We start from the raw sequence: 22,789 nt of genomic DNA, 5'->3' as shown, positions 1-22,789 counted from the left end.
CGGAGGCCGCGTCTCACCGTCGACGAGGGAGGCGATCCTCGAGGCGGCACAGCGGCTGGACTTCCGACCGAACGCGCTCGCCCAGTACTTCGCCCTCGGACGCAGCTTCACTGTCGGACTGCTGACCGAGAACTCCACCGGCATCTTCTCCATGCCCGTGATCGCCGGCATCGCCAGCGAGCTGAGCCGGCACGACGTGGCCGCCATGACATACGACGACGGGCGCGAGGGCGCGGCCAGAGCGGAGAACATCCGCAAGCTCCCGCGCGCCACGTCGACGGCGTCATCGTCGTCGGCGACGGGAACGAGGTGCCGCTGCGATCGGTCACAGCCGATTTCGACGTCCCCGTCGTCTACGCGCACGGGATCACCGACACCGAGACCGACGAGGTCGTCGTCCCGGACGATCGGATGGCCGGACGCCTCGCCGCCGAGCACCTGCTCGCGCAGGGGCGCCGCCGGATCGGGTACATCACCGCGCACCGCGCCTCGGATGCGGTGGCGAACCGTATGGCCGGTGCCGACGCCGTGCTCTCCGAGGCGGGTGTCCCCGTGACCGACGCGCTGCGGGAGTTCGGCGACTGGTCCGGAGCGTGGGGGTACCGAGCCGCAGAGCGGCTGCATCGCGCCGATCCGTCCATCGACGGCATCGTGTGCGGCAACGACCTCATCGCCCTCGGTGCCGCACGGTACTTCGTCGCGCAGGGGTGCGCGTGCCCGAGGACGTGGCCCTCGTCGGGCACGACAACTGGGTGAAGTACTCCGACTCGGAGGCGCGCTACCTCACCACCGTCGACCCGCGCCTCGTCGACGTGGGCGTCGCGGCGAGCGACCTGCTGGTGCGCATGATCAACGAGCAGCCGACAGAGGAGAATGTGCGTCACGTGCCGTGCGAACTCGTCCTGGGGTACTCGTCCGGGGCACGCAATGCTCCGGACGGTCAGCAGCTCCCCTTCGTCTAGTCCCTCAGCGGATGTCGCCACTGATCCCGGTGACGCGCAGGTCGGCGCCGCGCGTCGCGAGCCACGACACCCCCGCCCGCTCCTGAACGCGCAGGTCGTCGATCACGACGTCGGACGCCCCTCCCACGAAGACGGCCGACCGCGCCGTCTGCTGGATGTCATTGTCGCGGAGCACGATGCGCTCGTGAGCCCGCGCCGCGGCGGGTCCGTCGTCACCCGAGAACAGCTCGATCATGACGGTGGCAGCGGAGTGCGGCCAGGCCTGCAGCGACGTGTCGCCGGGGGTCCCGACGAAGCGGTTGCCGACGACCTCGACGTCGCGCGATCCAAGCGGGCCCTCCGACCAGCCGGGGTCGTTGGCGATCCAGAGTCCGCAGCCGGAGAGCCCTTCGAAGCGGCTGTCCGCGATGATGCCCGCGCTGGCCTTGAGGCGCACGCCGATGCCGCGGAAGTCGTGGAACCGGCAGGAGTCGATGCGGAAGCCGGGCAGGGCGTTGGAGCGGTTGTAGACGGCTGTGCCGGCCGTGACGGCATCTGGGAGCTCCTCGGCCACCTGCACCGCGCGCTGGGCGCCTTCGCCGACCGCTTCGACTTTCGTCTCGGCGAGCACGGCGCCGGAGTCCGCATCGACGAACTGCAGCACGTCGCCGGTCTCGATCGGGGCTGCGCCGTCCACCACGATCGTCCGGGAGTCGCGGGGCTCGACGACCCGCATCGCGTGGACGTAGAGGTTGATGCCGTCGTCGTGCATGCCCTCGAACCGGCAGCCGACGATCTGCGGGCCGCGCCGCCCGCCCTGACAGTGCACGGCGTCGGCGTTGGTGCTGATCCAGCGCGACGACCCCGGCCGCCGTGCGACCGTCAGGCGCTCGAGGAGCAGGGCGGACGACTCGTGCGCCAACACGGCGGCGCAGGGAGCGGCGTGCACGGTCACCTCGCGGAGGGTGACGCCGTCGCACTCGTCGATGCGGATGCCGTGCCGGTCGCCGCGGTGGCCGACGACGAAACCGTCCCCCCTCCTCGATGTCGGTCATCCACGCCCGGTCGCTCGGCTCGACCGTGATGAGGAAGGAGCCGTCGGCGCCAGGACTGGTCTCGTAGGAGATCATGAACGTCTGTCGGACACCGGTCTTGAGCGCTCCGTCGCGGGCGTCACGCAGCGTGCCGTAGCCGGAGCCGGTGAACAGCACGCGGTCGGTGAAGTCGGGGTAACCGTGCTCGGGCATGAAGCGGAAGGAGCCGGCGTGGTAGTCCACGGCGCGGATCGAGCCCTGCGTGAAGGACGGCTCCGCGTAGTCGACCGTGAATCCCCGCAACGTGACCGCGCGGGAGCGTCGCACGTCGAAGCCGCCGCGATGCGGGTCGAGGAACAGCAGCTCGGACCCGCGTCCGTCGATGCTCACGCGTTCGGCGTCGGCGATGACCAGGGTCGCGTCCTCCGCGGTGGGATCGGCGGGGGCGATGCGGTGCACCCCGGCGCGAGCACGACGCGGGCCGACCGTTCCGCGCCTGCCGCGGTCCACGCGATCGCCTCGTCGATCGCGGACCGCAGCGCGGCACCGCCGTCGTCCGATACCGGTACCGTCAGCTCCCGCGCCGCCTGCTCCTCGATGCTGCTCACCATTCGACGTAGCTCCCGTCCCGCGGATCACTCCACCACAGTCCGACGGACGGTGCGACCTCCGTCGCTCGCGCCCGCACCAGCTCCTCGTCGATCTCGAGCCCGAGTCCCGGTCCTGTCGGCACGCGGAGATAACCGTCCACCGGCATCCAGTCGCCGCGGTTGAAGACGTAGGCGTGCTCGTCGTCGTCGAGGAGCCCGGCGAAGTCGATCATCGACTCCTGCACGGCGGTGTTGGGCAGTGCGGCGTCCACCTGCACGCAGGCGGCGAAGGCGACGAGCCCGAGCGGGCAGTGCGGTGCGAGCTGCACGTCGTGCACCTCCGCCGTCGCACCGATGCGCAGCACCTCGGAGATGCCGCCGGCGTGCGAGACGTCGGGTTGCGCGATGGCGATGCCGGCGCGGAACACGGGCTCGAACTCCGCGCGCGAGTACAGGCGCTCCCCGGTGGCGATGGGGGTCGAAGTGCTGCGAACGAGGTCGCCGATCAGGGCGGAGTGCTCCGGACGGAGAGGCTCTTCGACGAAGGCGAGTCCGAGATGCTCCGTCCTATCGAGGAATCGTCGCGACTGCGGCACCGAGAACCGGCCGTGCAGGTCGACGGCGATGTCCACGGCGTCGCCGACCGCCGCGCGTAGTTCCTCGAGCTCGGCGACGAGGCGCCGCATGGTCTGCTCGCTGTCGATGAAGCGCACCGGTTCCGTCGGCGCCACCTTCACCATCGTGTATCCGTCATCGGCGAGTGCGCGGGCGGCGACGGGTCGCCGATGCGCCCGTCCACGTTCGCATGCCGATAGAGCCGTACGTGCGTGCGCACAGCGCCGCCGACGAGCTCGTGCACGGGGACGCCGAACCGCTTGCCGGCCAGATCCCACAGGGCCTGGTCGATGCCGGAGACGGCCGACGCCATAACGGGACCGCCGCGATAGAAGCCGCCGCGGGACAGCACCTGCCAGTGCGCGGTGATGCGGCGCGGGTCCTCCCCGACGAGGTAGTCCGCCATCTGGCGCACGACCGCGGCGACCGGTCCGACCCAGGTCTCGAGGGTCGCCTCGCCCCAGCCGACGAGGTCTGAATCGGTGCCGATGCGCACCAACAGACGCCGATCGCCGAGCACGAAGGTCTCGACCGACGTGATCCGCACCGCTCAGCCCGCCGTCTCGGAGACGGGAACCGGATCGATCTCGTGCGCCGCCACGAAGCCCAGCAGGTGCTCGGCGCGTTCGGTGCTCACCGGCACCGTGCGCCCGGGGAAGCGGCGTTCCCGCGGAACGCCGGGTGCGAACCGGTCGAGCAGCTCCTCGGTGTCGAAGGGAACGAGCGTCCGAGGCGCGGCCAACTGCACGACGAGAGCGCCGTCGACGTCGGCCTCCAGGCTGCGCGAGACGGCGACGGCGGCATCCCGCACGTCGAGGTAGGACCAGCCGAGCTTGACGCCCTGAACCGGATCGCGCGTCCACTCCTCCCCGACGACGCGCAGGGCGTCCGCCTCGTCCGTCCAGGGGAAGCGCAGCGCCACGATCGACATGCCCCAGTGGCTGGCGACCATGCGCGCGGTCAGCTCGTCGGAGTACTTCGACAGCGAGTACCACTCGTCGTGCACGGTCGGGAGCGATTCGTCGATCGGGTAGTAGGCGGGCAGCACATCGTGGTGGTTGCCCGGCACCCCCGATGCCTGGATGCTGCTGGCGATCACCGCGCGGCGGATGCCCTGCTGCGCGGCCTGCACGAGGACCGTGAACGTCGACACCACGTTGGTGGTGTACACCTCACGCGGTGTGCCGTGATCCCAGTGCGGAACGGCGGCGAGGTGAACGACCGCATCCACGCCCTCGAGAGCCGCGGCGACGTCTGCCTCGCTCGTGGCGTCGCCCACGCGCAGCTCCGCATCGGCGGCGGTCAGGGTGCGGAAACGCGGAGCCAGCGCGACCACGCGCCAGCCCTCCTCGCGCAACCGCGCCACGGTGGCGCGGCCGATCCGTCCGTCCGCGCCCGTGACCAGCACGCTCCGGGGGTGTTCGTCATCTTCGACCTCTGTCCTCCGGTATGGTTCACCGGTTGCTCATCACCGTAGCAAACAAAACGCGAGCGCTCCAAGGATCATGAGCAAACGATGACTCAGCGGCGTGTCGGCAGCAGCGGCGCGAGGGAGACGGACCACTCCGCGCGCTCGCGCGCGGCCAGACGCAGCACCTGTCCATTCCGCTCGGCGCGTTCCAGGGAGTCGTACCAACCGGTCGCCGGTTCGAAGGCGACGACGTCCTCCGTCGCATAACCGGCCCGGTCGATCCAGATCCCCAGGGTCCGGATCGCCGCCCCTCCCACGACACGTGCAGACCACCGCCGTCCGGTCGCTCGAGCCGCGCCCAGCGCGGGCGCTCGGCCGGATCCGTGTAGTACTTGGCCGACTCCCCCGTTCCCCGATCCGCGTGGAGTGAGACGTCTGCGTCGCACTGCTCCCGCCCGCGCCCTCCGCGGACACGGCCCATAACGGCGTCGTCGCATCGACCACGAGGCGATCCTGCGGACCGATGCGCAGCAGCGGGTGCGCAGCCCACAGCACCGCCGCACCGTCGGGCCCGGCCGTGACCCGGTACGTCAGAGTGACCACACCCCCGTCCGAGACCGCCACCGCGCGCTCGAACACGACGTCCACCGATGGCACGTCGACCACAAGGCGATCGGGCGCAGCCTCCCGCCACGGCCGATTCCACACGTCGCCGTGATCAGCGGCCACCCTCCGCGCGACGTCGTCGACGCGTCGATCGTCGGCACGCACTCGTCCCACCCGCACATCTCCGCACTGTCGAAGGGGTGTCGGGGTCCTCCGGCGGCCGTCCGTCCCCCTGCGTCAACCACTCCCGACCGGAGTCGTCACGGATCGACGCGATCTTGCCGCCGCGCTCCGGGACGACGACGACCTCGGCACCGCCGGCCGCATACCGCAGCGCGCGCAGCCCTCGCCAGGCGATCTCCTCGCGTCTCACGACCCGCTCGACCGCGGCCACCGGTCCAGCGCGACCAGCCGCGCACGGATCGCGTCCGCCACCACCGCATCGCCCTCGGGACTCAGATGCACATCGTCCGACCGCAGTCGTGCAACGGGAACGCCGTCCGCGGACGGCGCAGCCGCGAGGAGGGTGGCCTGCACGTCGACGAAGCGTTCGCGGTGGCGACGGGCGAGCTCCGCGTTCAGTGCCGTGATCACCTCGCTCGCCGGGGATCCGGTCGGCTCGTCGGCGGCAGCCGTCACGCCGAGCACCAGGACGCACGAGGCGGACGCGGCACCGGCGACGATCGCATCGATGTCCTCCGCGACCTCCGGCCCAGGGTTGTTGCGACCGCACCACACGACCGCGACGGCGCCGGGCGGGATCGGCAGCGGATCGGCGCGGAAGCGTCGGCGGACGCCTGGCGCGGGGTCGGCGGGGGAGTCCGGCCGGAAGGTCCACCCGTCCGCCGCTGCGGCGCTCACCGGGTGCACGAGCAGGCCGGCCCGTCCGTCGAGCGCGCCCCGCATCCGGATGTCGTCCATGTCCGCCTGGACGTGCTCGCGCACCGGCCCGGGCAGCGGATCGGGCCGGACCGAGATCGTCCCACTCGCCGAGGTCTCCCCTCGACGAGGTCCATCGCCCTGGCGCCCACACGCAACGCGACCTCGGTGGAGGTCTGGCCCGACCGCCCGGCGTTGTGCAGCGACCATCCCGCCTGTGCGCACAGTGCCTCCGGCCACGTGCCGTTCTCCGTCAGCGAGTCGCCGATCGCGACGAGAATCGTCCCGTCCGCGCTCATGCGTCCGCCCGGGCCTCGAGCATGCCCTCCAGCGCGCGGGCGACTACCCCGCCCGTCAACCGGTGACCACGGTCGTCCGGGTGGTTGATGCCGTTGGCGAGCAGCGTCCAATACGGCAGACCCTCGTCGCGCAGCCGCTCCCAGCGCGCCGACACATCGATCAGCGGGAGACCGGCGCGCTGGGCGTGGTCGCGGAGGAAGTGGACGTACGGCCGTCCGTCGTCCCGCTCCGCCGAACCGTTCATGGCGGCGCGCATCGCGAAGGTGGGCGTGAGGAGCACGACCTCGCTGCCCAGCGACGTCAGCCGCGACACCAACTCGTCGTAGGCGGGCGCCCAGTCCGCGGGATCGAGGTAGGCGTCGTTGAAGAACTCCACCACCGTCACGTGCGGGGCCGCCGCTTCCACCCTCCTCCAATCGCAGGTCGGGTCGTCGGCGCCGAGCCACTGCACCGAGCGCGATCCCCGGTCGCCGCCACGTGCACCTCGATGCCAGGGTGACGTGTGCGCAGGAGGCGTGCGGCGACCGCGCGGAACGCGTCCTCGTCGGTAGAGGCGTCCCCGCCCTCGGTGATCGAGTCGCCGAGGAACAGCACGCGCAGGTGTTCGCCGCTGGCGAGGCGTCGCGCGGCCTCCGGAAGCCGCCCGCGGAAGACCGCGTCGTCGGTGGTCGCGTCACCCCTCCGCGGGTAGATCGCCGGCTCCTCCGCGCGGTCGTCGACCAGGACGTGCGCCTCGACCACCTCACCGGCAGCTGCCAGCGGCGGGTGCGGGTTCGTCAGGTGCGAGACGCCGCGTCGCAGGTGCCGCTCGCCCGTGACGGCATCGACCACGACGCTGTCCAGGCGCAGCAGTGTGTAGCGGTAGTCGAGGGTCACCCGCAGTGGCGACGCCTCACCCTCCAGCAGGCAGAGTGTGCCGTAGACGGCGTCGACCACGTAATCCGTCCCCTCGCGCAACAGCGCGCCGCCGCGACGCACGACCAGCGAGGCCGTGTCGAGCGCATACGGCGCCGGCGTGCCGACCTGCCCCCGGAACGGCACCAGGATTCCGCGCGGGACGTATCGCCCCGACCACACGTCGGCGGATAAGGGGAGGCAGCTCGGCGGGCTCGCCCACGACGAACCTCACCTCGGCCGGATCGGGTGCAGGGAGGGCGGAAGGCAGTGTGGTCATGGGATCCTTTCCACGTTCAGTCTCGCATATTCGAATTATTGGTGCTACGTTCCGGTTATTTGAATTTGCAAGGAGGCAATTCATGTCCGATCCGCACCCCACGATCACGCGTCGCACCCTGCTCGTCGGCACCGCCGTCGGAGCCGGAGGCGCCGCCCTCGCCGCACCGGCCACGGCAGCCGTGGCAGGATCAGCCGGAGCCGTCGGTCCCGTCGCCGCCGCCGGCGGCGCACCGTTCCGCAAGGACTTCCCCGTGTCAAGCCGCGGCGCCGTTCCCGGCCAGCCGGACAGCGGTCCGGCGATCCGGCAGACGATCGCCGATGCCGCGGCATGGACGGCCGCTGCAGCCAAGAACACCGCGCGCGTGCTGTTCGCTCCAGGGACCTATCGGGTCGGTGACGACGGCACGCCGTCCTGGTACGCCATCGAGCTCACCGAGACCGCGCGCATCGCCCTCGTCGGGGACCGCACCGAGATCCTTCTGCTCGACCCGCACAAGGGCGGCATCGCGATCACTCGTTCCACGAGGGTCTCCGTCAGCGGCATCACCCTCGACTACGAGACGCCGCCGTTCACACAGGGTGTCATCCGTGCGGTCGACCCCGACACGGCCACCTTCCAGCTCGAGCTCCTCCCCGGCTTCCCCTCGCTCGCCGATCGCGCCCTGTTCGGCGGCGCGGGCTACGGCACGCTCCACGATGCGGCGACCGGGCTGTTCAAACGCGGCGTGCAGTCCACCTTCGCCGTCTCGTACCCCGCCGCGCCGGATGCGGACGGCCGGTGGACGTTCACGGTAGACCCGGCCCACCGTGGCCGCCTCGCCGACATCGCGGTCGGAGACGGCTTCGCCACCGGTTACCGCGGCGACCGCAACGGCATCGCCCTGCACCAGTCGGTCGACACGACCCTCGAGGACCTCGTGATCCACGCGGCGCCCGGTGCCGCCGTGATCTCGAACAACTCCGAAGCGACCGTACTGCGCCGCTCGACGGTGGACGTGCGTGCCGGGTCCGACCGGTGGATCAGCACGAACGCGGACGGATACCACCACCACGGCGGACGCCGCGGTCCTACCGTGACGGGCAACCGCTTCGCCCGGCTTCACGACGACGGCATGAACGTGTACTCGCAGCTGCGCGCACTCGATGCGCTGAGCGCAGGGGGCACCGCACTGCACCTGGCCGGGGGCTCAGCGGAGGTCGCCGTCGGCGATACGCTGCAGATCGTGCGGTCGTCGGACGGCACCGTACGCGGCACCGCGACCGTCACGGCCGTGCAGGGCGACCCGCGTGCGGCGACGCCGCTGGTGGTCACCGTGGCGAGCGTCGTGCCCGGCGCCGCCGTCGGCGATCACGTCTTCAACCGCTCCTACTCCGCATCCGGCTTCACCATCACCGACAACACGATCGAGGAGACGCGCGGCCTCGGCGTGCGCATGAAGGCCAGCAACGGCGTGATCTCGGGCAACCGGCTCAGCGACCTGACGAACTGGGGCATCTGGATCGCGAATGACACGGCCTACGGAGAAGGTCCGATCGGTTCGGAGAACCTCGTCGTGACGGGGAACGTGATCCGCCGGATCTGCCTCGACCAGACCCTCGTCCCATGGCCTTCTTCGTCGGCCGCCATCATGCTCCAGCACTTCACCGCCTCGTACACGCCGGGAGTCTCGCGAGTGCACCGCAACATCGCCATCAGCGACAACACCATCGAAGACGCACCGCGGTTCGGTGTGTACCTCGGTGCCGCCACCAACGCGACGGCAGCGAAGACCGCGATCACCGTCACCGCCGCCAACCCGCGCTCGGATCAGCCGAGCGCCCACTTCGGACTCGAAAACCTCAAGAACGGCCTCGTCATACGCGCCACGATCGCGGATCACCAGTCGCCGCCTCGCGCTGCCGTATGGCGCGGACCGAACCTGCAGAACACGACCGTCCTGCACGTGCCCGGCGCCTGACCCCCGCGACGCCCGGAACGAAGGACCGCCCTCCCCCTGTTCGCGAGGGAGAGGGCGGTTCGGTCATTCGCGGGACTCAGACCTCGGTCGTCGTCTCGGCCGTCTCGGCGCTGCGGTTGCGGCGGGCGATCAGGATCCCTCCGGTCGCCGCCAGCGCCACGACCACGAGGCCACCCACGATCCACGGCCACACCGGCGCCTCCTCGGTCGCGGCAGGCTCGGTCGCCGTGGTCACCGCCGCCGTGGCGTCGGAATCGGCTTCCGGCTCCTCCTCCACCGCGACACCGCACTCGGTGTCCACCGGGATCACAGCCGTGACCGGGTCGAGCGACTCTCCCGCGGCGTAGGTGCCGAACGCGGCTGCCCCCGCCTCGGTCAACGTCGAAGGGATCGCGTCGAGCGACAGCACCCCGTCGACGACCGCGGCGTCCCCGAGGGCGAACTCCGCGAGACGGACGCCCTTCTGGTCGACGCTCTCGCCACCCTGCGTGGTGCCGGTCACGTCGAAGACGAGGTACCCCGTGTCTCCGGCGAGCTCGAGCCGTGCGTTCGCGAGCGTCGTGTTCAGTGCGCCGTCATGGCCTGTGAATGTGATGCTGCCGCCATAGGTGACTGCGCCGGTCATGGTCTCGTCGTCGAACGCCCCGGTGCCGCTCGCCCACACGTAGTCGGGGTACTGGTACTCGACATCGGTCAGCGTCCAGCCGCCCTTCGCGATGCCCTCGATGTACGTGCGGAACGACTCCTTGTACCCCCACTTGAGGGTGGCGCCCTCGACCGTGCACGCCCCGATCACGCTCTTCGCACGAGCGAGTGTGAACGCCAGCCCCCGGTCGACCGAGCCCTGCAGGGTGAGCGTGTGCGCGCCGTCCTCGAGGCTGGCGGGCAGGGTGCCCGACCAGGTGGCGACGCCTGCGGCATCCGCGCTCACGGTGTCGAGGAGCACGGGCGTCGAGTAGACGACCACCTTGATGCCCTCTTCGTTCGGCTGGAATCCGGACGCCGTGATGGTCGCCGGCTTCCCCGACTCGAGAGCTGCGAGGTTCTCCTCGTCGACGAGGATCCCGTCCGACGTCGGCGGCGTGGCGGGCAGGGTCGTCTTCGCCTTCACGGCGGCCGCAGCCACGGTGCCCGTCGTCCCGGAGGGTGCAGCCGCGACGGAGCCGATCGTGAACGTGACCGGGTTGAGGTCGGTCGAGTACCCGGAGAGGATCCGATCCCGTCCGGCAGCCGTCAGCGCCGCGGGGGCCGCCGTGTAGGTCACGGCGCCGCCTGCCGCGATGCGCGCCGCCCGCGAGAGGTCGAGCGTCGCGAAGGCCACCTGCGTGCCGCCGCTCGTCACATACAGCGTCGCCGCGGTGGACGAGGTGATGCGGACCTGCGGGTTCGACACGGTGACGTCGAGCACTCCGTGGTGCCCGGTGAAGCGCACCGATCCGCGGTAGTTGACGCTGCCAAGTCCGCTCTTCCGATCGAAGTCGCCGCCCACGGTCTGGCCGAACTGGAACTGCCCACCCGAGCGCGTCGCGCCGTCCGAGACCGCGATGGACCCCTGGGCGATGCCGCCCGTGACGTAGCTGGTGAAATCCGAGGAGATCGCCCAGCGGAGAGAACCGCCCGGAACGCTCGCCGGCGGGGTCGTCGGCTTTGTGGGCGTCGTGGGCTTCTCCGGCTCCTTCACGTCGAGCAGAGCATCCCACTGCGCCGGCGTGATCGTCACGGTCGAGCGCGCGTAGATCGTGTCGGCGGTGGGCATGGTGTGCTGCTTCCACACGATCACCTCGTAAGACGTCGTGCGGTCGAGGTTCTTCGCCGCGGTCGTGAGGTCGACCGCGAGGGTGCCGAACGTGATGCCGGTGGCGTACTTCATGTCGAGGAAGCCGCCTCCCGCGGTCACGTCCGCCTCGGTGCCGGCCTCGATCAGCGCGACGTACGCGCCCGTGATCGCGCCGAGGTCGGTCGCCGCCGCGGTCACGGTCAGACCGTCCTTCGCCGTGGCCGTCTTCACGGTCGTGGTGAGCGCAGCGCCGACGCCGTAATTCAGGGTGACGCTCTGCTCCTGGTCCGCGTTGGTCACGCCACCGGCGCCGTACGTGTACACACCGTAGGAGCCGGGCGTGGCCGCGGTGTCCTTCAGTGTCAGAGTCGCCTCGAACGTGCCGTCCTCGGCGATGTCGACCCACTGCGCACGGATCGCGCCCTGATACTGCGCGGGCACCTGATCCAGCACGCCCTCCGCGAGCGCCCATGCCTGTGCACCGACCGAACGAGCCGACGATGCCGCCCCTGCCGAGGGCTGCCACACCGACGCGAAGTTGCCGAACACCACATACGTGCCCTGCGGAAGGTCCTTCGGGATCGGCACCCCGCGACCTCCGACATTCGCCGCCGGGTCATATCCCGACCCCTTCACGACGACATTGTCGCCCGCTCTGAGGGCCGTCGTCCCCGCAGGAGTCACACCGTCGGCCAGGAACACCTCGATCGCCGGCGAGAACGACGGGGGCGTCAGCGCCGCCCAGTCGGCGTCGCTGATCGCGACGGCCCCGCGGGCATGGATGGTGTCGGCGTTCGGCATCGTGTGCTGCTTCCACACGATCACCTCGTACGACTTCGTGCGGTCGAGCTTGTCGGCCGCGGCGGTGAGGTCGACCGTGAACGCGCCATCCTCGATCCCGCGCACGTACTGCATCGCGAGGAATCCGCCGCCGGCGGTGACCTCCGCCTCGGTTCCGGCCTCGATGAGTGCGGCGTAGACGCCGGTCGCCGAGCCGAAGTTCGCACCCGTCACGGTCGCAGTGATGCCCGCGGGGGCGGCCGAAAGCGCCGAGGCGACAGTGATCTTCGGTGCGGCCGTGTAATCGAGGGCGACGCTCTTCTCCTGGGCGGCGTTGGATACTCCGCCTGCCCCGTAGGTGTAGACGCCGTAGGAACCGGGGGTCGCCGCCGTGTCCTTCACCGTCAGGGTCGCCCGGAAGGTGCCGTCAGCGGCGATGTCGACCCACTGCGCGCGGATCGCACCCTGGTACTGCGCGGGCACCTGGTCCAACACTCCCTCGGACAGTGCCCAGACCTGCGCTCCGACCGACCGGGTCGACGAGGCCGCACCGGCGGACGGCTGCCACGTCGAGGCGAAGTTGCCGAACACCACGTACGTACCCTGGGGCAGATCCTTCGGGATCGGGACGCCACGGCCTCCGACGTTGGCCGCGGGGTCATAGCCGGAGCCCTTCACGACGATCTCGTCGCCGGCGACGAGCGCCTTGCCCTTCGCGGGGGTCGTGCCGTCGGCCAGGAAGACCTCGATCGCCGGGGAGTACGGCGTCTCGCCGGGGTCTGTTCCCGGGTCGGTACCGGGATCCGTACCCGGGTCCGTTCCGGGATCCGTACCCGGGTCGGTGCCGGGGTCCGTACCCGGGTCCGTTCCGGGATCCGTACCCGGGTCGGTGCCGGGGTCCGTGGGCACGGGTCCGAACACGGCGTCCCACTGCGCAGCCGAGACGGCGACGTCCCCACGGCCGTAGATCGTGGTCTCGGTCGGGTTGGAGTGCTTCTGCCACACGAGCACCTCGTACGACTTCGTGCGATCCAGCGACCCGGCCGGAGCGTCGAGCGTGAACGTGCTCGCTCCGCCGGCGACCGTCGGCATCACGAATGCGGCGTATCCCCGCTCCCGCTGAGACCGCTCTCGGTCCCCTTCACGATCAGCGCCGCATATGCGCCCTCGACCTCGGGAAGACCGTCGGCCTGCACCTGCACACTGATGCCGGAGGAGCCGGCCGACGCGATCGCAGCCGTGACGGAAGCGGCGGCAGCGTGTGCGGGCGGCACGATCACCGCACCGGCGGCGACCAGAAGGAACGAGACGAAGGCAGCGAGCAGCACGCGTATGCGGGTGCTCCCTGAGGATGCTGTGGCTGTGGCGTTCACGATTCTCCACGGCTCCGGGCACGCAGAAGAGACGCGTGCCGACGGTGCCGCACTGCGGTCGGGCGACAAGGGAATGTTGGTTAGGCTTGGCTAAGCAAGCCGCCATCCTGAGCGTAGGGGGGTGGATCGGCGCGAGTCAAGTTTTAGGATAGCCTTGCCTAATGCGCCGCGTTCTTGCCGTCTTCCTCGCTGCCGCTGTCGCCGTCGGACTCACCGCGTGCGCGGGGCCGGGACCGACCGCCGCGCCTCTCGCCGTCGCGGAGGACACCTGCCCGCAGGCGACCACGCCCCTCGCCTCGCTCGATCTGATCGACGACATCCGGGGACACGAGGGCCCCTCGACCGCGTGCCTCCCAAGCCCCGCGATCGTCGCGGTCGACGATGACACCCCTCCCGCCCTGCCCGTCTCGGTGACCGACAGCGAGGGCCGCGACATCGAGATCACCGCCGTCGACCGCATCCTCCCCATCGACATCTCCGGCACGATCGCGTCGACCGTGTTCGCCCTCGGCCTCGGTGACCGGGTCGTCGGCCGCGACTCCTCGACGAGCTTCCCCGGCACCGAGGACCTTCCCGTCGTCACCAAGACCGGGCACACGCTCAACGCCGAGGCGATCCTCGAGCTGGCGCCCAGCGTGATCCTGACCGACACCACGATCGGCCCCAAAGAGGTGCGCCAGCAGCTCCGCGACGCCGGCATCGCGGTCGTCGTGATCTCCAGCGACCGCCGCCTCGACACCACGGACGAGCTGGTGACCGAGATCGCGGCCGCCCTCGGCGTGCCCAGCCGCGGAGAAGCACTCATCGCACGGCTCGACACCGCGGTCGAGGAGACCCTCGCCGAGATCGCCGAGGTCGTGCCCGCAGACACCGACGACCGTGCACGGATGCTCCTCCTCTACGTGCGCGGCAGCGCCAACGTGTACTACATCTTCGGAGAGGACTCCGGGGCGGACTCCCTGATCGACGCGGTCGGCGGGGTCGACGTCGCCGCCGAGATCGGCTGGGAGGGCATGAAGCCGATGACCGCGGAAGCACTGGTCGCCGCGCAGCCGGACGTGCTCGTGATGATGACCGATGGGCTCGAATCCGTCGGCGGCATCGAGGGCCTCATCGAGCGGATCCCCGCGGTCGCCCAGACGCCGGCCGGCGCGAACCGTCGCGTGATCGACATGGCCGACAGCGAGATCCTCAGCTTCGGGCCGCGCACCGCCGACGTGATCGGCGCCCTGGCCCCCGCGCCCTCTACGCCCCCGAGCCCGCGACGTGACCGGGGAGGTCATCACTCCGACGCCGACGAAACACCGCGGCGCACGGTTCGCCGTCGTGACGGGCGGCCTGGTCGTCGCGCTCGTGCTCACGTGCGTCGTCTCGATCACCAGCGGGCAGTACGACCTGTCGCCCACCTCGCTGATCGGCGTGCTGCTGCGCGGCATCGGGATCGACACGGCGTGGGCCCCGGCGGCATCCACCGATTACGGCGTGATCTTCAGCCTGCGGATGCCGCGGATCGTGCTCGGACTCCTCGTCGGCGCCGCTCTCGCCGTCTCGGGCGTGCTCATGCAGGCGATCTTCGGCAACCCGCTCGCGGATGCGGGCGTCGTCGGGGTCTCTTCCGGCGCGGCCCTCGGCGCGGCGGCGAGCATCACGTTCGGACTCGCGACCTTCGGCATGTGGACCACACCGGCCTTCGCGTTCCTCGGTGGGCTGGTGGCGGTGTTCTCGGTGTACTTCATCAGCCGCTCGGGCGGCCGCACCGAGGTCGTGACCCTGCTGCTCACCGGCATCGCGATCAATGCGATCGCCGGCGCAGGCATGGCGTTCTTCACGTTCCTCGGCACCACGTCGACCCGCGAGCAGATCGTGTTCTGGCAGCTCGGATCGCTCAACGGCGCCCTGTGGTCGAACATCCAGCTGGTCGCGCCTCTCGTCCTGATCGGTGTCGTGGTCGCCCTGATCGTCGCCCCCGGCCTCGACCTCTTCGCACTCGGCGAGCGCACCGCCCGTCATCTCGGGCTCAACGTCGAGCTGTTGCGGATGGTGGTCATCGTGACGGTCGCGCTGCTGGTGTGCGCGGCGGTCGCGTTCGCCGGGATCATCGGCTTCGCGGGTCTCGTGGTGCCGCACCTGATGCGCATGATGATCGGGCCGGCGCATCTGCCGCTCGTGATCTCCTCCGCGCTCGGCGGTGCACTGCTCATCGCCGTGGCCGACCTCGTCGCCCGCACGGCCGTGCCGCTGGCCGATCTGCCGATCGGGATGATCACCTCGCTCGTCGGTGGCCCGTTCTTCCTCTGGCTGCTGGTGCGCACCCGCCGCCGCTCGGGAGGATGGGCGTGACCGTCCGGCTCCGGGGGACGGGGCTCACCGTGCGGGTCGGGGAAGGGCGGACGATCCTCGACGACGCGTCGATCGAGATCCATGCGGGAGAGGTCCACGCGCTGGTGGGTCCGAACGGCGCAGGCAAGTCGACCCTGTTCGGGGTGCTCGCCGGCGACGTCAATTCGCACGCCGGGACGGTCGTCCTCGACGAGCGGCCGATCGACAGCATCCGGCCCCGTCTGCTCGCCCGCGAGCGCGCTGTGCTCCTGCAGGAGAACACCGTCACGTTCCCGTTCACGGCCGAGCAGGTCGTGCGCATGGGGCGCACGCCCTGGGCACGCACTCCGGCCGCGGACTACGACGACGTGCGGGTGGCGTCCGCGATGGCGCAGACCGAGGTCACGCCGCTCGAGGCTCGCGCCGTCCCCTCCCTGTCCGGCGGAGAGCGCGCCCGTGTCACCCTTGCCCGCGTGATCGCCCAGAGCACCGGCATCCTGCTGCTGGACGAACCCACAGCGGCACTCGACCTCAAGCACCACGAAGACGTCATGCGGCTGATCCGCGGGCGGGCGGACGCCGGGGTCGCAGTGGCCATCGTGCTGCACGACCTCAACGCCGCGCTCGCCCACGCCGACCGGGTCACGCTGCTCGCCGACGGCCGCGTGGCTGCCACGGGCACCGCAGCCGAGGTGCTCACGGCCGCGCGGATCGAGCAGGTCTACGGCCAGGCGGTCGACGTGTTCCCCACCCGGCAACCGGAGTACCGCTGGTGGTCGCCCGCCGCTGACGACGGGCGACCGACGGGGACCTCCTACTTCAGGCCCGAGCGCACGAACGCGTCGACCACGTACCGCTGCAGGAAGATGTAGATCAGCAGCACCGGGATGCAGGCGAGTCCCGCCGCGGCCATCGTCGCACCCCAGTTGTCGCCCTCGGCCGTCAGGAAGCTGCGCACGCCCACCTGGATCAGGGCGTCGCCCTGCCGCATGATGAGCGATGGCCAGAGGTACTCGTTCCAGGCCGAGATGAACGCCATGATGCCGAGCGCCGCGAGCGCCGGCTTCATGTTGGGGATGACGACCGCCCACAGCGTCGCCCAGCTCGAACGACCGTCCAACTGCGACGCCTCGAGCAGTTCCCGGGGGAAGGCCCGCATGTGCTGCACCATCAGGAGCACGGCGAAGGCGCCGGCCAGCTGCGGCACCACGACACCGCCGATCGTGCCGAGGAGCCCGAGCTGCGAGACCAGCACGTAGTTCGGGATCATCGTCACCTGGAAGGGCACGAGCCACGAGCCGATGAAGAGGAACATCAGCACCTTCTTGCCCGCGAAGTCCCACACGGCGAAGCCGTAGGCCGCGAGCACCGCGATGAGCAGCTGCGCGACCGCGAGCACGAGCGACATCCCGAACGTGTTCAGCAGCATCCCGCCGATCGGGATCGTGTCCCACACGTAGGCGAAGTTCTCGAAGCTCAACGGCCACGGCAGGAGCGTCTGGTCGAGCGCGTTCTCCGGGGCACGCAGCGCGGTCGCGAACATCCAGTACACCGGGAAGATGCTGAAGAGCGCGAGCAGCACCAGGATGACGTGGCCGACGATCACGCCGCCGCGGCGACGGGACCCGACGGCGAGATCCTCGGTCGTGGACTGCACACGATTGGCGCCGCCCGCGAGGGATGCCGGTGGTGCGACGGTGACGAATGCCATGTCAGACCTCTCAGTTGTCGTAGAAGCTCAGGCGATCCTGCAGCTCGAGGAAGAGCAGCGCGATCAGGCCGAAGCCGAGGAAGAAGATCACTCCGGCTGCCGACGAGATGCCGGCGTCGAAGTTCTGGAACCCGAACTGGTACAGCAGGTAGTAGATGTTGGTCGTCGAGTTCGACGGCCCGCCCTGCGTGAGCAGATCGATGATGGGGTAGGTCCACTGCGCGGCCAGCAGGATCGTCATGAGCGCCAGGAAGACGATCGTCGGGCTCAGCAGCGGCATCGTGATCTTGCGGGTGATCCGCGCGAACCCGGCGCCGTCGAGCGATGCGGCCTGGGCGTAGTCGGGGCTGATCCCCGCGAAGCCCGCCGCCACCACGAGAACGCCGAAGCCGAGCATCTGCCAGCCCACGATCACGATGACCGCCCAGATGGCGATCGACGGATCACGGAACACGTTCGGCATGTCGATGCCGAGGTGCGCGAGGACCGTGGGGATGGCCCCTGCTCGGCGAACAGCCAGCGCCACACCGCGCTGGTCGCGACCGGCGTGATGAGGAACGGCACGAAGATCAGCGCCTGGTAGATCGTGCGCGCCCTGCCCTGCACCTGCCGCGACACCAGCGCGATGACGATCGGCAGCACCAGCGAGAACACCAGGAACGCGGCGATGTAGACGACCGTGTTGACGATCGCGGTCTGCAACTCCGGGAGCTGGACGACCTCGGCGTAGTTGTCGATCCCGACGAAGGTCTTCGGGCTCGTCGGCAGCAGGTTCCAGTCGTAGAACGACAGCGAGAACGTCTGCACCAGAGGGCTGTAGGTCCACATCACCAGGAAGAACACGCCCGGCAGGATGTACAGGTACGGCACGAGGGCCCCTGGGCGGATGCGGCGCCGCGTGCGCGGGGCCGCATCCACCTCCGCTGTCGGGGTCTCGGGAACGCTGACGGCGACGAACACGGTCAGCTCTGCATCGACGCGGATGCCGCTTCGAGACGCTCTTCGGCGCTCATCTTCATGAACCCCTCGAGCATCTCCGTCGTCATCTCGTACACGGTCGGGTACTGCCCGATCGGGACGGTGGAGTGCAGCACCCGGTCGCCGTAGACGTGCACGAGGTTGTACGACTGCGCGCCGTCCTGTCCGCGCGCCGCCGGGTACACCACGTTGAGGTCCTGCGTGTAGCAGGTGGCCGATGCCACCGACACCGGGACGCCGGCGAAGGTGCTGTGGGTCGAGTAGTGCAGGTGGCCGCCCAGCACGCCGCGCACATCCGTTCCGCGGATCACCTCGGCGAGACGCTCCTGGTTCTTGAGCTCGACGAGGGCGATGAGTCCGAGCGGGCTCGGCACCGGCGGGTGGTGCAGCGCGATCAGCGTCCCATCCGGCGCCGGCACGGCGAGGACATCGGACAGCCACGCCAGCTGCTCCTCGGTGATCTCCCCGTGGTGGTGTCCCGGGACGGTGGAGTCCAGCGCGATGATGCGCAGGCCGTTGATGTCGAACACCCGGTCGACCGGCTCGCTCTCGTCTGCGGTCTCGTCGAGGAGACCCTGCCGGAACGCGACACGCTCGTCGTGGTTGCCCATCACCCAGATCACCTGCGCGCCCAGGCGCTCGGCGGCGGGCTCGACCAACTCACGCAGCCGGCGATAGGCGTCGGGGCGACCCGTGTCGGCGAGGTCGCCCGTGAACACGATCGCCTCGGGGCGGGTGTTCGACTTGGCGAAGCCGTCGAACAGCTCCGCCAGGTTCTTGTCGGAGTCGATGCGGTCGTGCAGCAGGTCGCCGTCGCCGACGAAGTGCGTGTCGGAGACGTGCAGGATGAAGTGCTCGGGGGCGGGGAACTGCCCGTCGAAGTCGTTCATGTGTGGTCCTTTCAGGGGTTTCGTCTCAATGGACCAGGACCGCGGCGAGGCGGTCGAGATCCGGGGCGGACAGGCCGTTCGCCCCGAGGTAGCTGCGTACGGAGCCGTGTTCCTTCTCGATGCGGGCGAGCAGCACGTCGAGCACCTCGGCCGGACTCGCCGTGACGAGTTCGACGATCTCCGGCGTGAGCTCGCCGCCGCTCGCGCGGAATCCCGCGAGCATCCGCTCCGCCCATTCGCCACGCAGGTTGTCGGCGGTCTGGGCATAGTCGGCCACGACCTCGTCGCGATCGACGCCGGCCGCGCTGAGCGCGAAGGCGATCACGAGCCCGGTCCGATCCTTCCCGGCGGTGCAGTGCACGAGCACGGCCTCGTCGTCGTCGGCCGCGGCGATCACCCGCACCGCATCCGCCAGCTGGGCGCCGCGCCGGTCGACCATGTGGTCGTAGATCGGCGCGAGGCCCAGGCGCATGTCGGCCTGGGAGGCAGGCGCGGCATCGTCGAACACCGGCAGGTGATGGACCTGCACCGCGACCCCGTCCAGAGCGCTGGGCGCGGTGCGCAGCTCGTCGGCACCGCGCAGGTCGATCACGTGCGCGATCCCCAGCTCGGCGATCAGCGACCTCCCGGACGCGTCCAGCAGGTGCAGCGCGTCGGAGCGGAAGAGCTTGCCCCACCGGGAGGTGCCTCCCGCGGCGCGGTACCCGCCGGTGTCGCGCAGGTTGTAGACGCCGGGTGTCGAGTGGCGACGGACGGGGGTTCCTTCGGCGATGCTCATTCGATCAGTCCCTGGGCGCGCTTCGCGGCGTCCTGCATCGAGGTGTCGACGTCGGCGCCGTAGAAGATCGACTCCTCGATCGCCGTGGCGAGCACGGTGTCGACCTGTGCGTAGCTGTCGCCCGGGTAGGAGACCCAGGGCTCGAGAGCGTCGAGCTGCTCGAGGTTGGGCTTGACGAGGGGGTTCGCCTCGACCCACTCGTAGAGCGGGCCGCCCTCTTCGGTCATGGTGTTGCGCAGCGGCAGGTAGCCGATCTCGGTGGAGATGATCTCGTAGGCGTGCTCACTCGTCATCCACTGGATGAGCTCCCACGCGGCCGCCTGCTTCTTCGGGTCGGTCGAGAACATCGCCAGGAACGATCCGGAGTTGGTCGGCACGACGGCGGAGTCGCCGAACGCGGGCAGCGTGCGGGCGTCGAGCGTCCAGCCGCCGGATGCGGCGCCGCCCATGAACGCGGCCTGCAGCGCAGACGTGTTCACGTGGATCGCGGTCTTGCCCTGGGCGAAGGCCTCGTACATCGACACCGAGTCCTGGTTGGCGAGGACCCCGGCGTCGAACATGTCACGGAAGGTCTGCACGGTGTCGACCGCGGCATCGGAGCCGAACTCGATCGTCGAGCGGTCGTCGCTGAGCACCTGGGCGCCGTCCGACAGGAACAGGCCCTGCATGCACCAGCTGCCGCCCGTGACGGTGCAGGTGACGCTGACGGATGGCTGACCGGTCGCCGCGGTGATCTTCTCGCCCGCGGCCTGGACGGCATCCCACGTCGACAGATCCGCCGTCTCGGGGTCGAGTCCGGCCTGCGCGAAGAGGTCCTCGTTGATCCAGAGCACCGGGGTCGAGAACACGTACGGGATCCCGTAGGTCGCGCCGTCCCAGTCCGCCAGCGCGCGTGCCCGCTCGTGGTACGGGTGGTCTCCGCCGAATTCCTCGTCGAGTCCCTCCTCGCCGACGACGGCGCTGAGGTTCTGCGCGCCGAGCGTGGTCGCGGCGAAGTCCAGTTCGTTGAACGTGAGCTGGGCCACGTCGGGCGCTCCGCCGGCGAGGACCTGCTGCTGCACGCTGCCCGCGGTGGATGCCGAGCTCGAGGGCTGCGCCTCGACCGTGATGTTCGGGTGCTCGGCCATGAATTCGTCGATCAGGTTCGTGATCGTGTCCGACCAGATGCCGGCGTTGGACAGGTTGTACGACTCGAAGGTGATGGTCACCTCGTCGTCGGCGGACAGGGTCGCCATGCTCCCTGCGGCGTTCTCCGTGGAGGCGGCCGACGTGGCACAGCCGGCGAGGGCGGCGACCGTGAGGGCGGCGAAGCCCGCGAAGGCGGCGCGGCGGATGCGAGTGTTCATCATTTTCTCTCTGGGGTGCGTGGAGGGTCAGGGGACGAGGATGCGTTCGGCGGAGGGAGTGCTGTCGGCGCTGTCGACCGCGTCGGGCACCCACTCCAGGCGGCGACCGGTGGAGCGGTCGAACAGGTGGACGTGCTCGGAGGCGACGTGCAGTGTCAGCTCGTCGCCACCCGCGACCCGCACGTCGCGGGAGGTGCGCATGTGGACGCGGCCGGCGCCGGTGAGGCAGGTGAGGATCTGCTCGCCGCCGAGGTTCTCGACGATGTCGACCGTGACGGCGACGCTCACGCCCGGTGCCGCCGCGCTCGCCGCGTCGACGATCTGCAGATGCTCTGGACGGAATCCCAGGACGACGTCGAGCGGGGTGCTGTCGCCCGCCCACAGGTCGCCGGCCACACCCTCGGCGCTCACCGTGATGCGTCCGGCGTCGGCCGTCACGCGTGCGTCGAGCAGGTTCATGGCCGGGCTGCCGAGGAAGCCAGCGACGAAGACCGACTCCGGACGGTCGTACACCTGCTCGGGCGTGCCGTACTGCTCGACGCGTCCGGCGTTCAGCACGGCGATCTTCGTCGCCATCGTCATCGCCTCGACCTGGTCGTGGGTGACGTAGACGAAGGTCGCGCCCAGGCGACGATGCAGGGCCGTGAGCTCCTGCCGGGTCTGGGTGCGCAGCTTCGCGTCCAGGTTCGACAGCGGCTCGTCCATGAGGAACGCCTTCGGGTTGCGCACGAGCGCGCGCCCCACCGCGACGCGCTGCCGCTGGCCGCCGGAGAGCTCTTTCGGCTTGCGGTCGAGGTACTGATCGATCTCGAGCGACACGGCGACCTCGCGCACCCGGCGCTCGACCTCGTCCTTGGCGAGCTTCTGCACCCGCAGCGGGAACGCCAGGTTCTTGCGGACACTGAGGTGGGGGTAGAGGGCGTAGCTCTGGAAGACCATCGCGAGGTCGCGCTTCTTCGACGCGAGCTCGGTGATGTCGTCGCCGTCGAGCAGGATCCGCCCCGCGGTCGGTTCGAGGAGTCCGGCGATCATGCGCAGGAGCGTGGTCTTGCCGCATCCGGACGGGCCGAGGAGGACGAGGAAGTCGCCGTCGTCGACGGTGAGCGTGATGTCGCGGACCGCTGCGGTGCTCTTGAAGCTGCGGCCGATCCCGCGGAGCTGGATGGTGCCCATGGGTCGCCTCCTGCAAGCGACCTAACGCGCGGGACCCTCCCGTGGAATTCGCTTACATAGAGAGTCTGAGCAGTGAAAGTGAATTGTCGGATAACGAGAGGTCAACGCCGTACGGTGCGACGGGGAACGTTATGACACGTCCCCGCCCGCTTCG

General features: G+C 70.1%; 24 protein-coding genes and 1 pseudogene. 6 read left to right on the top strand and 19 right to left on the bottom strand.

All coding sequences use genetic code 11. The features are described from left to right. Positions 1–210: 210 nt before the first annotated feature. Both G4G29_RS21115 and G4G29_RS02685 read left to right on the top strand, forming a co-directional pair. Entirely contained in the window at positions 211–756 is a 546-nt protein-coding gene (locus G4G29_RS21115) for a substrate-binding domain-containing protein (RefSeq protein ID WP_274601257.1), read from the top strand. Further along, positions 714–962 (top strand): substrate-binding domain-containing protein, encoded by a 249-nt coding sequence (locus G4G29_RS02685; protein WP_183151765.1) that lies wholly within the window; start codon positions 714–716, stop codon positions 960–962. Before G4G29_RS21115 ends, G4G29_RS02685 begins: the two co-directional genes overlap by 43 nt. A gap of 4 nt (positions 963–966) precedes the next feature. On the opposite strand, the gene G4G29_RS02680 is transcribed toward G4G29_RS02685, so the two are convergent. From G4G29_RS02680 to G4G29_RS02635, 10 genes are all read right to left on the bottom strand, one after another. Then, entirely contained in the window at positions 967–1,896 is a 930-nt protein-coding gene (locus G4G29_RS02680; RefSeq protein ID WP_210274229.1) for a hypothetical protein, read from the bottom strand. A 465-nt stretch (positions 1,897–2,361) separates the two neighbouring features. Then, positions 2,362–2,586 (bottom strand): hypothetical protein, encoded by a 225-nt coding sequence (locus G4G29_RS02675; RefSeq protein WP_210274228.1) that lies wholly within the window; start codon positions 2,584–2,586, stop codon positions 2,362–2,364. Then, positions 2,580–3,305 (bottom strand): enolase C-terminal domain-like protein, encoded by a 726-nt coding sequence (locus G4G29_RS02670; protein WP_183151762.1) that lies wholly within the window; start codon positions 3,303–3,305, stop codon positions 2,580–2,582. Before G4G29_RS02670 ends, G4G29_RS02675 begins: the two co-directional genes overlap by 7 nt. Next, entirely contained in the window at positions 3,299–3,727 is a 429-nt protein-coding gene (locus G4G29_RS02665; RefSeq protein WP_183151761.1) for a hypothetical protein, read from the bottom strand. Before G4G29_RS02665 ends, G4G29_RS02670 begins: the two co-directional genes overlap by 7 nt. Before the next feature lie 3 nt (positions 3,728–3,730). Then, positions 3,731–4,588 (bottom strand): NAD(P)-dependent oxidoreductase, encoded by an 858-nt coding sequence (locus tag G4G29_RS02660; protein ID WP_183151760.1) that lies wholly within the window; start codon positions 4,586–4,588, stop codon positions 3,731–3,733. A 113-nt stretch (positions 4,589–4,701) separates the two neighbouring features. Further along, positions 4,702–4,908 (bottom strand): hypothetical protein, encoded by a 207-nt coding sequence (locus G4G29_RS02655; protein ID WP_183151759.1) that lies wholly within the window; start codon positions 4,906–4,908, stop codon positions 4,702–4,704. Positions 4,909–5,309: 401 nt separating this feature from the next. After that, positions 5,310–5,570, bottom strand: coding sequence for a hypothetical protein (locus G4G29_RS02650; protein WP_183151758.1), 261 nt, complete (start codon positions 5,568–5,570; stop codon positions 5,310–5,312). Continuing rightward, the gene (locus G4G29_RS02645; RefSeq protein WP_210274227.1) at positions 5,567–6,118 is read right to left on the bottom strand and encodes a hypothetical protein; all 552 of its coding nucleotides are present in this window, start codon (positions 6,116–6,118) and stop codon (positions 5,567–5,569) included. The genes G4G29_RS02650 and G4G29_RS02645 overlap by 4 nt, the downstream gene beginning before the upstream one ends. Positions 6,119–6,371: 253 nt before the next feature. Next, on the bottom strand, positions 6,372–6,782 hold the full coding sequence (locus tag G4G29_RS02640; RefSeq protein WP_345941143.1) for an SGNH/GDSL hydrolase family protein: 411 nt from the start codon (positions 6,780–6,782) through the stop codon (positions 6,372–6,374). Continuing rightward, entirely contained in the window at positions 6,758–7,417 is a 660-nt protein-coding gene (locus G4G29_RS02635; RefSeq protein ID WP_183151755.1) for an SGNH/GDSL hydrolase family protein, read from the bottom strand. Before G4G29_RS02635 ends, G4G29_RS02640 begins: the two co-directional genes overlap by 25 nt. A 215-nt stretch (positions 7,418–7,632) precedes the next feature. On the opposite strand from G4G29_RS02635, the gene G4G29_RS02630 reads away from it, so the two are divergent. Beyond that, the gene (locus tag G4G29_RS02630; RefSeq protein ID WP_183151754.1) at positions 7,633–9,510 is read left to right on the top strand and encodes a right-handed parallel beta-helix repeat-containing protein; all 1,878 of its coding nucleotides are present in this window, start codon (positions 7,633–7,635) and stop codon (positions 9,508–9,510) included. A 76-nt stretch (positions 9,511–9,586) separates the two neighbouring features. Here the strand turns inward: G4G29_RS02630 and G4G29_RS02625 are convergent, their stop codons facing one another. Then, positions 9,587–13,159 (bottom strand): HtaA domain-containing protein, encoded by a 3,573-nt coding sequence (locus G4G29_RS02625; RefSeq protein ID WP_244632647.1) that lies wholly within the window; start codon positions 13,157–13,159, stop codon positions 9,587–9,589. After that, entirely contained in the window at positions 13,159–13,440 is a 282-nt protein-coding gene (locus tag G4G29_RS02620) for a hypothetical protein (RefSeq protein ID WP_183151752.1), read from the bottom strand. The genes G4G29_RS02625 and G4G29_RS02620 overlap by 1 nt, the downstream gene beginning before the upstream one ends. Before the next feature lie 161 nt (positions 13,441–13,601). Here G4G29_RS02620 and G4G29_RS02615 point away from each other — a divergent pair. From G4G29_RS02615 to G4G29_RS02605, 3 genes and pseudogenes are all read left to right on the top strand, one after another. Further along, positions 13,602–14,561, top strand: a pseudogene (locus tag G4G29_RS02615) (ABC transporter substrate-binding protein); the annotation flags it as partial. 145 nt (positions 14,562–14,706) lie between these two features. Continuing rightward, the gene (locus tag G4G29_RS02610; RefSeq protein WP_183151751.1) at positions 14,707–15,780 is read left to right on the top strand and encodes an iron ABC transporter permease; all 1,074 of its coding nucleotides are present in this window, start codon (positions 14,707–14,709) and stop codon (positions 15,778–15,780) included. Further along, the gene (locus tag G4G29_RS02605; protein WP_244632646.1) at positions 15,777–16,631 is read left to right on the top strand and encodes a heme ABC transporter ATP-binding protein; all 855 of its coding nucleotides are present in this window, start codon (positions 15,777–15,779) and stop codon (positions 16,629–16,631) included. Before G4G29_RS02610 ends, G4G29_RS02605 begins: the two co-directional genes overlap by 4 nt. On the opposite strand, the gene G4G29_RS02600 is transcribed toward G4G29_RS02605, so the two are convergent. The 7 genes from G4G29_RS02600 to G4G29_RS02575 are packed head-to-tail and all read right to left on the bottom strand — an operon-like array spanning position 16,574 to position 22,635. Beyond that, complete coding sequence (locus G4G29_RS02600; protein ID WP_183151750.1) at positions 16,574–17,470, bottom strand: carbohydrate ABC transporter permease; 897 nt, start codon at positions 17,468–17,470, stop codon at positions 16,574–16,576. The genes G4G29_RS02605 and G4G29_RS02600 overlap by 58 nt on opposite strands. A 10-nt stretch (positions 17,471–17,480) precedes the next feature. Beyond that, positions 17,481–17,933, bottom strand: a complete 453-nt coding sequence (locus tag G4G29_RS20495) for a sugar ABC transporter permease (protein WP_202045528.1) — start codon at positions 17,931–17,933, stop codon at positions 17,481–17,483. Beyond that, positions 17,882–18,430 (bottom strand): sugar ABC transporter permease, encoded by a 549-nt coding sequence (locus G4G29_RS20490; RefSeq protein WP_202045527.1) that lies wholly within the window; start codon positions 18,428–18,430, stop codon positions 17,882–17,884. Before G4G29_RS20490 ends, G4G29_RS20495 begins: the two co-directional genes overlap by 52 nt. Positions 18,431–18,432: 2 nt before the next feature. Then, positions 18,433–19,338: a phosphodiesterase gene (locus tag G4G29_RS02590; protein WP_183151749.1), complete on the bottom strand. Its 906-nt coding sequence runs from the start codon at positions 19,336–19,338 to the stop codon at positions 18,433–18,435. Positions 19,339–19,363: 25 nt separating this feature from the next. Next, positions 19,364–20,116: a tyrosine-protein phosphatase gene (locus tag G4G29_RS02585; RefSeq protein WP_183151748.1), complete on the bottom strand. Its 753-nt coding sequence runs from the start codon at positions 20,114–20,116 to the stop codon at positions 19,364–19,366. Beyond that, the gene (locus G4G29_RS02580; protein ID WP_183151747.1) at positions 20,113–21,462 is read right to left on the bottom strand and encodes an extracellular solute-binding protein; all 1,350 of its coding nucleotides are present in this window, start codon (positions 21,460–21,462) and stop codon (positions 20,113–20,115) included. Before G4G29_RS02580 ends, G4G29_RS02585 begins: the two co-directional genes overlap by 4 nt. A gap of 27 nt (positions 21,463–21,489) precedes the next feature. Next, positions 21,490–22,635 (bottom strand): ABC transporter ATP-binding protein, encoded by a 1,146-nt coding sequence (locus tag G4G29_RS02575; protein ID WP_183151746.1) that lies wholly within the window; start codon positions 22,633–22,635, stop codon positions 21,490–21,492. Positions 22,636–22,789 lie beyond the last annotated feature (154 nt).

The organism is Microbacterium sp. Se63.02b (assembly GCF_014171575.1).
Classification (GTDB): Bacteria; Actinomycetota; Actinomycetes; order Actinomycetales; family Microbacteriaceae; genus Microbacterium.
The sequence above is the reverse complement of the archived record's forward strand: the minus strand, read 5'-3'. Positions and strand labels throughout refer to the sequence as shown.